Annotated in this window: 8 protein-coding genes and 2 pseudogenes; 5 read left to right on the forward strand and 5 right to left on the reverse strand. The window is 74.3% G+C overall.

The window, feature by feature from the left end; translation table 11 throughout:
* The first annotated feature begins 175 nt into the window (after positions 1-175).
* Positions 176-2,848, forward strand: a complete 2,673-nt coding sequence (gene aceE / locus HNQ79_RS01350; protein WP_185025890.1) for a pyruvate dehydrogenase (acetyl-transferring), homodimeric type — start codon at positions 176-178, stop codon at positions 2,846-2,848.
* 73 nt (positions 2,849-2,921) lie between these two features.
* On the forward strand, positions 2,922-3,908 hold the full coding sequence (locus HNQ79_RS01355) for a helix-turn-helix transcriptional regulator (RefSeq protein WP_185025892.1): 987 nt from the start codon (positions 2,922-2,924) through the stop codon (positions 3,906-3,908).
* 229 nt (positions 3,909-4,137) lie between these two features.
* Here HNQ79_RS01355 and HNQ79_RS33400 read toward each other — a convergent pair.
* From HNQ79_RS33400 to HNQ79_RS01360, 3 genes and pseudogenes are all read right to left on the reverse strand, one after another.
* Positions 4,138-4,224: pseudogene (locus HNQ79_RS33400) on the reverse strand (SDR family oxidoreductase); the annotation flags it as partial.
* Positions 4,223-4,315, reverse strand: a pseudogene (locus HNQ79_RS34715) (SDR family oxidoreductase); the annotation flags it as partial. The pseudogenes HNQ79_RS33400 and HNQ79_RS34715, both read right to left, overlap by 2 nt.
* A 60-nt stretch (positions 4,316-4,375) precedes the next feature.
* Positions 4,376-6,394, reverse strand: a complete 2,019-nt coding sequence (locus HNQ79_RS01360; RefSeq protein ID WP_185025893.1) for a hypothetical protein — start codon at positions 6,392-6,394, stop codon at positions 4,376-4,378.
* A 197-nt stretch (positions 6,395-6,591) separates the two neighbouring features.
* Here HNQ79_RS01360 and HNQ79_RS01365 point away from each other — a divergent pair, with 197 nt between their 5' ends.
* Positions 6,592-7,110: a DUF4240 domain-containing protein gene (locus tag HNQ79_RS01365; RefSeq protein WP_185026543.1), complete on the forward strand. Its 519-nt coding sequence runs from the start codon at positions 6,592-6,594 to the stop codon at positions 7,108-7,110.
* A 24-nt stretch (positions 7,111-7,134) separates the two neighbouring features.
* On the opposite strand, the gene HNQ79_RS01370 is transcribed toward HNQ79_RS01365, so the two are convergent.
* Together HNQ79_RS01370 and HNQ79_RS01375 are read right to left on the reverse strand one after the other, a co-directional pair.
* A complete protein-coding gene (locus HNQ79_RS01370) occupies positions 7,135-8,244 on the reverse strand; it encodes a PP2C family protein-serine/threonine phosphatase (RefSeq protein WP_185025895.1) in 1,110 nt (369 codons plus the stop codon).
* 125 nt (positions 8,245-8,369) lie between these two features.
* The gene (locus tag HNQ79_RS01375) at positions 8,370-8,894 is read right to left on the reverse strand and encodes a GNAT family N-acetyltransferase (RefSeq protein ID WP_185025897.1); all 525 of its coding nucleotides are present in this window, start codon (positions 8,892-8,894) and stop codon (positions 8,370-8,372) included.
* Between the two features lie 56 nt (positions 8,895-8,950).
* On the opposite strand from HNQ79_RS01375, the gene HNQ79_RS01380 reads away from it, so the two are divergent.
* Together HNQ79_RS01380 and HNQ79_RS01385 are read left to right on the forward strand one after the other, a co-directional pair.
* Positions 8,951-9,847, forward strand: coding sequence for a TIGR01777 family oxidoreductase (locus tag HNQ79_RS01380; RefSeq protein ID WP_185025900.1), 897 nt, complete (start codon positions 8,951-8,953; stop codon positions 9,845-9,847).
* 237 nt (positions 9,848-10,084) lie between these two features.
* Positions 10,085-11,617, forward strand: coding sequence for an NAD(P)/FAD-dependent oxidoreductase (locus tag HNQ79_RS01385; RefSeq protein WP_185025902.1), 1,533 nt, complete (start codon positions 10,085-10,087; stop codon positions 11,615-11,617).
* Positions 11,618-11,697 lie beyond the last annotated feature (80 nt).

Here is an 11,697-nt window from a genome sequence, read left to right on the forward strand (position 1 = left end):
CTACTTCTGCTCTCGGAGCATTTTTTTGCTCCCAGGCTTTGATCGATCATCGATCAGTTGCTTACAGTCGTCGACGGACCTCATCCGGTCCCGCACCTCGGGTCCCGTCCTGCCAGACATGACCCCCTGATCCACTTCTCCACCCCCACCCCCTCCTTTACCGGAAGGCGGCGTCATGACCGACTCCGTACGCAAGCTTCCGAGCGAGCTCGACCAGCTCCCGGACCGCGACACCGAAGAGACCGCCGAATGGGCGGCCTCCCTCGACGCCGTCGCCAAGGCCGCCGGCTCGAACCGCGCCGAGTACCTGATGCGGCGCACCCTCCAGCACGCCGAGGCCGCCGGGCTCGCCCTGCCGAAGCTGCTGGAGACGGACTACGTCAACACCATCCCGACCGCCTCCGAGCCCGCCTTCGACGGCGACCTGGAGATGGAGAGCCGGATCACCGCCTGGAACCGCTGGAACGCGGCGGCCATGGTGACCCGCGGTTCGCGGTTCGGCGTGGGCGGCCACATCGCGACGTTCGCCTCCGCGGCCTGGCTGTACGAGACCGGCTTCAACCACTTCTTCCGCGGCAAGGAGGGGGACGGCTCGGGCGACCAGCTCTACATCCAGGGCCACGCCTCCCCCGGCATCTACGCGCGCGCCTTCCTCGACGGCCGCCTCAACGAGCAGCAGCTCGACAACTTCCGGCAGGAGGCGGGCGGCAACGGCCTCCCCTCCTACCCCCACCCCCGCCGCCTCCCCTGGCTGTGGGAGTTCCCCACCGTCTCCATGGGCCTGGGCCCGCTGTCCGCGGTCTACCAGGCGCGCTTCAACCGCTACCTGGAGAACCGCCGGATCAAGGACACCTCGAACTCCCACGTGTGGGCGTTCCTCGGCGACGGCGAGATGGACGAGCCCGAGGCGACGGCGGCCCTCACGCTGGCCGCCCGCGAGGGCCTGGACAACCTGACCTTCGTCATCAACTGCAACCTCCAGCGCCTGGACGGGCCGGTCCGCGCCAACTTCCGCGTCGTGCAGGAGCTGGAGGGCGCCTTCCGGGGCGCCGGCTGGAACGTCGTCAAGACTCTGTGGGGCTCTGCCTGGGACGAGCTGTTCCAGCTCGACACGACCGGTGCGCTGGTACGCCGGCTGCGCGCCGTCCCCGACGCCCAGTTCCAGACGTACGCGACGCGCGACGTGGCGTACATCCGCGAGCACTTCTTCGGCGCGGAGCCCGCGCTCAAGCAGCTCGCCGACGTCCTCACCGACGCGAAGATCGCCGAGTGCTTCCACACCTCGCGCGGCGGCCACGAGGCCCGCAAGGTGTACGCGGCGTACAAGGCGGCCGTCGAGCACAAGGGCGCGCCGACCGTGATCCTCGCCCAGACGGTGAAGGGCTACACGCTCGGCCCCGGCTTCGAGTCGCGCAACGCCAACCACCAGATGAAGAAGCTCACCGGCAAGGAGTTCCGCGCGATGCGCGACCTCCTGGAGCTGCCCATCCCGGACTCCGAGCTGGACGAGACCCTCGTCCCGTACGGTCACCCGGGCGCCGACTCCCCCGAGGTCCGCTACCTCCAGGAGCGCCGCGCCGCGCTCGGCGGCCCTGCCCCGGCCCGCCGCACGCACCCCGTCGCGCCGCTGCCGCAGCCCGCCGAGAAGTCCTTCGCCGCCCTGAAGAAGGGTTCCAAGCAGGGCATGGCCACCACCATGGCGTTCGTCCGCCTGGTGAAGGACCTGATGCGCGACAAGGAGACCGGCAAGCGCTGGGTGCCGATCGTCCCCGACGAGGCGCGCACCTTCGGCATGGAGGCGCTGTTCCCCTCCGCGGGCATCTACTCGCCGCTCGGCCAGACGTACGACCCGGTCGACCGCGACCAGCTGATGTACTACAAGGAGGCCAAGGACGGTCAGGTCCTCAACGAGGGCATCACCGAAGCCGGGGCCATGGCGGACTTCATCGCCGCGTCGACCGCGTACTCCACGCACGGCGAGACGATGATCCCGTTCTACATCTTCTACTCGATGTTCGGCTGGCAGCGGACCGGCGACCAGATGTGGCAGCTCGCCGACCAGCTCGGCAAGGGCTTCATCGTCGGCGCGACCGCCGGCCGCACGACGCTGACCGGCGAGGGCCTCCAGCACGCGGACGGCCACTCGCACCTCATCGCCGCCACCAACCCCGCGTCGCTGAACTACGACCCGGCGTTCGCGTACGAGGTCGCGGTGATCGTCCAGGACGGCCTGAAGCGGATGTACGGGGAGAACCCCGAGGACGTCTTCTACTACCTCACCGTCTACAACGAGCCGATGCCGCAGCCCGCGATGCCCGAGGGCGTCGAGGAGGGCATCGTCAAGGGCCTGTACAAGTTCAAGGACGCCGCCGCCGCGACCTCGCCGGACGCCCCGCGCGCCCAGCTGCTGGCCTCCGGCACGGCGATCCACTGGGCCCTGGAGGCCCAGGAGCTGCTGGCCGCCGACTGGGGCGTGTTCGCCGACGTGTGGTCGGCGACCTCGTGGGGCGAGCTGCGCCGCGACGCGCTGGAGGCCGACGAGGCGGCGCTGCGGGGCGAGTTCCGCACCCCGTACGTGACGGCCGCGCTGGCGGACGCGCCGGGTCCGGTGGTCGCGGTCAGCGACTGGATGCGTCAGGTCCCCGACCAGATCAGCCAGTGGGTCGAGCAGGACTACACCTCGCTCGGCACGGACGGCTTCGGCATCTCCGACACCCGGGAGGCGGCCCGCCGCCACTTCGGCGTCGACGCGCAGTCGGTCGTCGTGGCGACGCTGGCCCGGCTGGCGAAGCAGGGCTCGGTCCCGGCCTCGGCGGTCAAGGAGGCCCGGGAGCGGTACGGCCTGTAGCTCCCGTCCCAGCGAAAGAAGTACCTGTCGGGCACACGGCCCGACTGTCAGTGGCAGCGCGCATGATGACGTCATGCGCGCTGCCCGTTTGATCAAGATGGTGCTGCTGCTCCAGTCCCGGCCGGCGATGACGGCCGCGGAGCTGGCGCGGGAACTGGAGGTGTCCGAGCGGACGGTCCAGCGCGACGCGCGGGCGCTCTCGGAGGCTGGCGTACCGGTCTACGCGGACCGTGGCAGGGACGGCGGCTACCGGCTCGTCGGCGGCTACCGCACGAGGCTGACCGGGCTGGCCCGCAGCGAGGCCGAGGCGCTCTTCCTGTCCGGACTCCCGGGGGCGCTGCGGGAGATGGGTCTGGAGGACGCGGCGTCGGCGGCCCGGCTCAAGGTGTCGGCGGCGCTGCTTCCGTCGCTCCGGGACGCGTCCGCGAACGCGGCGCAGCGCTTCCACCTGGACGCCCCGGGCTGGTACCAGGAGCCGCACACCCCGGAGCTGCTGCCGGCGCTCGCGGAGGCGGTGTGGGGCGACCGGGTGGTGCAGGCCCGCTACCGGCGGGACGGCCGCGAGGTGGAACGGCGATTGGATCCGTACGGGCTCGTGCTCAAGGGCGGCATCTGGTACGTGTGCGCGCGGGTCGTTGGGCCGGGGGACGTGCGGGTGTACCGCCTGGAGCGCTTCACGGCGGCCGTCGTGACCGACGAACCCTTCGTGCGGGCCGCGGACTTCGACCTGCCCGGATTCTGGGCGTCCCGGGCGGCGGACTTCGCGCGCTCCCTGCTGCGGGACGAGGTGACGCTGCGTCTCTCCGCGGCGGGGGCGGCGGCGCTCCCCCGGGTGACCGACGCGATGGCCTCCCGCGAGGCCCTGGCGGCGGCGGGGCCGCCGGACGCGGCGGGGTGGGTGCGGGTCACCCTGCGGGTGGAGTCCGTGGAGGTGGCGTACACGCAGTTGCTGGGGCTGGGGGCGGAGGTGGAGGTGCTGGGGCCGCGGGAGCTGCGGGGGCGGATGGCGGAGACGGGGAGGGGTGTGGCGGCGCTTTACGGGGGTGTGGGGGGCGTGTAGGGGCGGGGTGCGTGGCAGTGGCGGGGCGTTTCGCGAGAGCGGGGCTGCCGCGGGGCGGGATGTGTGCACGGCGGGGCGTTTCGCGGGGGGCCGGGGCGCTTCGCGGGGGGGCCGCCCCCTTGCCCGCCCGTTCCGCCCTCGGGGGCGGCCCCGCCGCCCAAGGGGGCTCACGTCGGGCGGCCCCGCCATCCAAGGGGACTCACGTCGGGCGGCCCCGCCGTCCGAGGGGGCTCAGCGACTGTCCGCTCCACCGGGCCCGAGCGGGGTCCGCGGCCAGGTGTGCCACCGCCCGCCCCACGTACTCCGGTGACTCCGCGGTCGATCCGCCCGACCAGCGCCCGAACCTGGTCGACCTCCAGGTGGTGGGTGGGTACGGCGATGCCCTCGCCCCCCGCCGCGGTGACGAGTCCATGCCGCCTCATCCCGGCGCCTTCTGTCGGGATGACCGGCGGAATGACGCCGGTGCCTCAGCGCAGACCTTCGAGCGTCGATCCGTCCGCCATCCGCGCCCGCAGCTCGGCCTTGACGCCCCGGGGCGCGCGCACGGCCATGGTGGCCCCGTTCGCGTCGGCCCGCACTCCGCCGGTCGCCTGGATCCTCTGCACCTTGCGGCTGCCGGCGGCGAGCAGGTACCAGTCGCCCGACTTCGGCCCCTTCCAGCCCGCGCCCGCGAGCACGTGCTGGCCGAACCGGCTGCACGCCGCGGTGTCCCGTGCCTCGACGACCGGTACCCCGAGTGCCGTCGGTGACGTGCCGGGCAGCTGGAGCTGCACCAGGACCCGCCCCGGCCCCCGCCAGGTGTCGGCCCGGGTGCACACCCAGTCGGCCCGGCCGGCCCCTTCGGGCAGGGTCTGCTGCGCGTACACCCAGTTGTTGACGGCACGCACTCCCGCGCCGCGCAGCGACGGCAGGTGGCAGGCGGTGCGCGCCCAATTCGCCAGCGCCGCCGCGCCGGTGGCCTCGCGGGGCTGCCGGGCGGGGGCGCCACTGCCCGGCGGCGGGGTGTAGGTGAGGTGTACGGGTGCCAGATCGCCGAGGTCGGTCAGCAGGAAGGCGTGCTTCTCGACGATCAGCTCGGAGGAGCGGAGCTGGAGGACCGGCCAGGAGTCGCACGTGCCGCCCGCTCCCGGCCGGGGCACCGCCGCGGTGACGCCGTCGCCGCGCACCGCCAGCTCACCGCCCGGCGCGCCGGGTTTGAGCAGGTCGCGGGTGCGGGTCTCGTCGATCCAGGGGGCGAGCAGGAAACGGGAGGCGGGGCCCTCCCGCGTGACGACGAGGGCCGCCCCGGTCACCACGTCCGCGTCGTCGGTACGGGCGAAGTCCAGCACCGGGGGCTGTGACGCGTCGGCGGGCTCGGTGTACCGGACCGTGCGGTCGCCGTCGTTGAGCAGCACCACCGCGGCGCCGTCGACGTCGCCCGCGTACAGCAGCCGGGGCGGCTCGGCGGGCGGTGCGGTGCCGGTGCCGGGGGTGCTGGAGATCCGTACCGTACGGGCCGGAGCGGACCACACCTTGAGCGCGCGGTCGAGCAGCGCGAGGTCGTCCCGGCGGTCGCCGCGCGCCGGCCAGACGGTGAAGTCGACGCGCGAGGTGTCGGCCCATTCGTCGTCCTTGGCCCGCACCAGGTTGCGGGGATCCGTGACCCGTTGGGCTATGGAGGCGTTGCGGGCGCCGGTGGCCGCTTCGCGTTCCTGCGTGCCGGGGCCCTCGCGCAGCTCCAGGGGCAGGGTCGCGGCGGCCACCGCGGCGACGACGAGGGCCGCTCCCGCCGTACGCAGCCGGTGCCGGCGGCGCAGCAGGTCGGTGGGCCGGGTGTGCACGAAGCAGGGGTCGAACTCGCCGGACAGCAAGGGGTGTCCGGCCCCCTCGGCCGACTCGCCGAGAGCCTTCTTGGCGAGCCGCTCGGCGGTGCGCAGGGCGAGGGCGGGTTCGGCGACCCCGGCCTCGGCGAGGAGGTCGCGGGTGCGGTCCTCCGTCAGGTCCTCGGCCCGGCGCAGCGCGAGGGCGGCGCGGGTGGCGGCGTCCGCCCCGGACAGGGCCTGCTCCAGGGCCAGTTCGTCGGCGCCGCCCGCGGCGGGGAAGACCCGCAGCCCCCACACGGCGGGCAGCACGTGCCGCAGCCGGTCCGGGGCGGGGACGCGGCCGGGCCACCAGCCGGGCCGTTTCCCGTACGCCAGGGACTCGCGCAGCACCCGGGCGCGCAGCGCGGCGTAGGCGCTCCCCCCGCCGGTACCTGCGGGGGCGGTGCGCTGTCCGGGGACGCCCGGCGCGGTCCGCCGGGCGGGGCGTGTGCGGGCCGGGAGGGCGCGCTGGGCGATGCCGTGGGCGACGAGCACCCGGCGGTGGCGGCCCAGGGCGGGCGGGAGGGTGATAAAGGCGAGTCGGACGAGGCGCGGATAGTGCTCGACCAGCGCGGCTTCGGCCTGTGCCACGCTCAGAGGGCCTTCGTGAGCCGCGGTGCGCTCGGTGCGGTCTTGCGTGTCCATGGCGAGGGCAACCCCTTTGAGGGTGAGAGTGCGTGCGTCGCTTGCCCTTCAAACGAGTGAATCGTGGGACGGTCACACCAAGCCCGGGACAGCCGGGAACCGGAGGTCGGGAACGGAGGGGTGTGAGAAAGGAGACGCTCTCCCGCCGCCCCCTCCGCGTGCGTCGCGCCCCCGCAGGCCGGATGCTGTACCTCGTGATGGACGAGACGGAATTCTGGGAGACGGTCGACAGCACCCGAGAGGCCGCCGAGGGCGACCCCGAGGACCACGCCGACCTGCTGGTCGAGCGACTGCTCCAGCTCGACCCCGACGCCGTGCTCGACTTCGCCAGACACTTCGAGGTGCGGTACAACCGCGCCTACCGCTGGGACCTGTGGGGGGCCGCCTCGGTCCTGCTGGGCTCGGCGAGCGACGACGCCTTCGACTACTTCCGGTGCTGGCTGATCGGCCAGGGCCGGGAGGTCTTCGAGGGCGCGCTGCACGAACCGGACGACCTGGCCGGCCTGCTCGACGACTTCGACGACGAGATCGACGGGGACGGGGAGGAGTTCGGCTACGCGGCGGACGAGGCGTACGAGCAGTTGACCGGGGCGGTCGCGCCGGACCTGGGGGTCCCCGCCCAGGCGGCGGAGCCGGAGGGCACGCCGATCGACCTGGACGACGACGGGGTGCTGGCGGCCCGTTATCCGCGGCTCTGGGAGAGGTTCGGGAACTAGCGGACCGCTTCTTCCCGCGAGGGGTCAGCCGTTCCCCGGTTCCAGGAGCAGCAGGGCCACGTCGTCCTCCACCCCGCCGTGCGCGAAGCGCGCCAGGTCGGCGAGGACCGCCTCCGCGAGCGTGCCGAGTTCCTCCTCCGGCGCGGGCTCCGTCGTCACCATCGCGGAGAGGCGGGCGGCCAGCGGGTAGAAGTCGCCCCGCGCGTCGCGGGCCTCGGTGACACCGTCCGTGTGGGCCAGCAGGCGGTCCCCGGGGCGCAGCGGCAGCACGGTCACGGCGGGCGCGGCCAGGTCGGTCAGGCCGAGGCCGAGCGGCGGGGCCGGGTCGAGGGACAGTTCGGTCGCCGTCCCCTCGCGCAGCAGCAGGGGCGGCGGATGCCCGCAGGACACGACGTGCACGGACTTTCCGTCGGCCGGGAACTCCAGCAGCACCGCCGTCGCGAAGAGTTCCGCGTGTTCGACGGCTGCCGAGTCGACGACCAGGCGGCGGTCCAGGCGGGCCGCCACCGCCGTCAGGTCCGCGTCGTCGAGGACGGCTTCCCGGAAGGCGCCGAGGAGGGCGGAGACCGTCGAGACGGCCGTGAGGTCGTGCCCCTCCACGTCGGCCACCACGGCCCGTACGCCCCAGGGGCCCTGCCGCACGTCGTAGAGGTCTCCGCTGACCAGGGCGCCGCGGTGCGCCGCCCGGTAGCGGCCGGCGCACCGCACCCCTCCGACCAGCGCGGGCAGTGGCGGCAGGACGGCGAGCTGGGAGACCTCGGCCACCGTGCCGATGTGGACCAGCCGGGCGTCGCGCCGGCTGCGGACCCAGGCGAGCAGGACGCTGATCGCGGCGGCGATGACCAGCGGCAGCAGGTCGCCCCGCGCGGCCTGCCAGCCGGGGGTGACCGGACTGGCCACGGCGAGCACGCCCGCTCCCAGCAGGGCGGTGACCAGCGGTCCGTGCGCGAGGGCGGCGAGCGGCGGCAGGACGGTGAGGAAGAACCCCAGCCGGAAGTGGCTCGGGATGAGCATGTCCGCGAAACCCAGCACGAGCAGCAGGGCGACCGGCAGCACGCGCAGCCAGCGGGGCGCCCGTTCGCCCCGCAGCCACCCCGGGGTCTCCTCACCGCGTCGAGCGCGGACCGAGCTCATGGAAGAGGCTCCTCGGGGGCGACGGTGGGGCGGACGGGGCGCGACGGCCGGGTCAGGGGCACGCCGGGTCACTACCGGACCAGTATGACCGTATTGCCCTTTTCGCGCCCGGCCGGGCGGCGGGCTCAGTCCGTCAGCGGCCTGCCCATCAGGACGTCGTCCACGTACTCCCCGTGCAGATGGAACTCGCCGGGCAGCACGCCCTCCACGACGAAGCCCTCCGCCTCGTACAGGGTCCGGGCGGGCTTGTTGTGGCTCAGCACCCGCAGCGTGAGGCGCCGGGCACCGCGGCGGCGCGCCTCGTCGCAGGCCGCCCGCACCAGGGCCCGGCCCAGACCCCGGCCGCGGGCCTCCTCGGCCACGGCGAGACCGTTGATCTGCAGAACGTGCGCGTTGCAGGCCAAAGGGGTGGGCGGCACGAGCCGGACGTAGCCGAGGAGCCGGCCTGCCGCGTCGGGGTCCTCGGCGACGAGCACGTCGCCGGGCTGGTGGCGGGCGTCGAAGTACGGCGCGTACGGCGGCTCGGGCAGGGGCGTCACGGCGTGCAGCGGCGACCAGGTCTCCCGGTCGAGCCGCGCGAGCTCCGCGTCGTCGGACAGGTCGGCGGTGCGTATCGAGGGGGCGGAAGGGCGGTTTCGCGTCTCGGACATGGCGTCACGATGCCATGGGACGCGCGAAAGCAGTGGCGCAGAGGCAGGATGGACCCATGCGCATCGCGGTCACCGGCTCTACGGGCCTCATCGGTACGGCACTTGTACGTTCCCTGCGCGCGGACGGGCACGAGGTGGTGCGTCTCGTACGACGGCCGTCCAGGTCCCCGGACGAGGTGTGCTGGGATCCGAAGCGCAGTCACGTCGACGCGGGCGGACTCGCCGGCTGCGAAGCGGTGGTGCACCTCGCCGGTGCGGGCATCGGCGACCACCGCTGGACGGACGCCTACAAGCGGGAGCTGCGGGAGAGCAGGCTGCTCGGCACGGCGGCGATCGCGGAGGCCGTCGCCTCGCTCGACGTACCGCCGCGCGTCCTGGTCAGCGGCTCCGCGCTCGGCTTCTACGGGGAGACCGGCGATCGGCGGGTGGACGAGGACGCGCCGCCCGGCCACGGATTCCTGCCCCAGCTGTGCGTGGAGTGGGAAGAGGCCGCGGCGCCCGCCGAGGAGGCGGGGATCCGGACGGTGTTCGCGCGCACCGGGCTGGTGGTCGCGAGGGGCGGCGGGGCGTGGGGCAGGCTCTTCCCGCTCTTCCGGGCGGGCCTGGGCGGCCGTCTGGGTGACGGACGGCAGTACTGGAGCTTCATCGCGCTGCACGACGAGGTGGCGGCGCTGCGGCACCTGATCGACACGGAGTCGCTGTCGGGGCCGGTGAACCTGACCGCCCCGGAGCCGGTCACCAACCGGGAGGTGACGGCGGCGATGGGCCGCGTGCTGCGCCGGCCGACCGTGTTCGCCGTGCCCGGTCCGGCGCTGCGGATCGCGCTCGGCGAGCTGGCGGGAGATGTGCTGGGGAGTCAGCGGGTGGTGCCGGCACGGCTGCTGGAGTCCGGCTTCTCCTTCGCCTTCCCGACCGTCGACGACGCGATCCGGGCGGCGCTCCGCACCGACTGACCGAACGTTCTTGACCGGTTTTTGACGAGAGGGTGCCGGAAACCGGTCGCATGCTGGACCGGTTGTCGAGCGTTTCTCCACCGTTGTGCGACCGCTGTGCATCGGTGCCCGGGACGTGCGCGCCTGCCGCACGCGCCGTGGGGACTTCTACGCTGCGTCCTCCATACGGGTATTCAGCAGGGCTGTCGGGGGCAGGAGCCCTGCAACCACAGCCGCGCCGACCTCGGGGAGGGGCACGTGCCGAACCCAGCACACCATGCGGACGTCATCATCGTGGGGGCCGGAGTCGCCGGACTCTGTGCGGCCCACCAGCTCATCAGCGCCGGTGTCACGGTCCGCGTCCTGGAAGCCGCCCCGCACGTCGGCGGGCGGATGGCCACCGAGGAGGTCGACGGGTTCCGGCTCGACCGGATCGGTCAGGTCCTCAGTACCGCCTATCCGGAGCTGCTGCGCACCCCCGGCCTCGAAAGCCTCGTCCTGCGGCCGTTCGCCCCCGGCGTCCTGGTCCACGGCGAAGGACGCCATCACCGCGCGGGCGAAGTGGGCGCGGCACGCGACGGATCACGCGGCACGGTCCGCGGCGGGGCGCTCAGCGGGGCACGCAACGGAGCCCTGACCGGAGCACGCAGCGGTGCCCGGAGCGCGAGGGGCGCACTGAACGCTGCGCGCGCCCTGGCAAGCGCCCCCCGCGGCTCCGCCGCCCGCACCGCCACGCCGTCCCGCACCGCCACGCCGTCCCGCGCCGCCACGACGCCCGTGCCCGGCACGCCACTGCCCGGCAGCCCGGCGACGGACCCCGCCCCGCTCCGGATCCGCCCCCTCGGCGGTCCCCTCGAACAGGCCCGGCTCGCCGCGGCCCTGTCGCGCTTCGCCGCCACCCCGGTGGAGCGCCTCCTGGCCCGGCCCGAACTCCCCGCCCTGGACGCCCTTGCCGGACGCGGCCTGCCGTCCCGCACGGTCGACGGGTTCCTGCGCCCGCTGCTGTCCGCGCTGCTCTCCGACCCCGGCCTCACCACCTCCAGCCGCTGCGCCGACCTGGCCCTGCGCGGCTTCGCACGCGGCCGGCTCTGCCTGCCCGAGGGGGGCGCGGGCACCCTGCCCGCACACCTCGCCGCGACCCTGCCGCCCGGCACGGTCCGTACCGGAGTGCACGTCACCGGCGCGTCCATCTCCTCGGTCACCACCGAGGAGGACGGCGAGCTGGGCTGCCGTTCCCTGCTGGTGGCCACCGGCGCGCGCGCCGCCGCGGACCTCCTGCCCGGCCTGCGGGTGCCCGGCTTCCACCCGGTCACCGTCCTGCACCACGCCGCGGCTCCCGGCTCGGCTCCCACGACCGGCTCCGCCCTGGTCCTGGACGCCGACCGGGGCGGCCCCGTCTCGCACTCGGCCGTCATCAGCGCGGTCGACCCCAGCCGGGCGCCCGACGGCCGGGTGCTGATCTCCTCCACCGTGCTGGGCCTGCCCGTCACCCCGCCGGGACTCGACGCCGACGTCCGGTCCCACCTGGCGCGCCTGCACGGCACCCCGACGGACGACTGGGAGCTCCTCGCCGTCCACCACGACCCGGAGGCCGTACCCGCCATGCCCGCCCCGCACGACGTGCACCGTCCGGTGCGGCTGCTGTCCGGCCTGTACGTGTGCGGCGACCACCGCGGCACCAGCACCGTGCAGGGGGCCCTGCACTCCGGCCGCCGGGCCGCCCTGGAGATCCTGCGCGACTTCGGCATCCGGCCGGGCTACGCGGCCGAGGAACTCCGCGAGGCCGCCTGAGGCTCCCGCCGCACGACGGCCGGCGTCGTGCCCCTGGCCTCCGATTCACGGCCCCGGACCGGAGACGTGCCCGCGGGAGA

This window comes from Streptomyces candidus (assembly GCF_014207445.1).
Classification (GTDB): Bacteria; Actinomycetota; Actinomycetes; order Streptomycetales; family Streptomycetaceae; genus Streptomyces; species Streptomyces candidus.

Excerpts from the sequence above, each read along its gene's own strand:
- aceE (WP_185025890.1), top strand. The coding sequence starts at position 176 with ATGACCGACTCCGTACGCAAGCTTCCGAGCGAGCTCGACCAGCTCCCG.
- HNQ79_RS01355 (WP_185025892.1), top strand. The coding sequence starts at position 2,922 with ATGCGCGCTGCCCGTTTGATCAAGATGGTGCTGCTGCTCCAGTCCCGG.
- HNQ79_RS01360 (WP_185025893.1), bottom strand. The coding sequence starts at position 6,394 with ATGGACACGCAAGACCGCACCGAGCGCACCGCGGCTCACGAAGGCCCT.
- HNQ79_RS01365 (WP_185026543.1), top strand. The coding sequence starts at position 6,592 with ATGGACGAGACGGAATTCTGGGAGACGGTCGACAGCACCCGAGAGGCC.
- HNQ79_RS01370 (WP_185025895.1), bottom strand. The coding sequence starts at position 8,244 with ATGAGCTCGGTCCGCGCTCGACGCGGTGAGGAGACCCCGGGGTGGCTG.
- HNQ79_RS01375 (WP_185025897.1), bottom strand. The coding sequence starts at position 8,894 with ATGTCCGAGACGCGAAACCGCCCTTCCGCCCCCTCGATACGCACCGCC.
- HNQ79_RS01380 (WP_185025900.1), top strand. The coding sequence starts at position 8,951 with ATGCGCATCGCGGTCACCGGCTCTACGGGCCTCATCGGTACGGCACTT.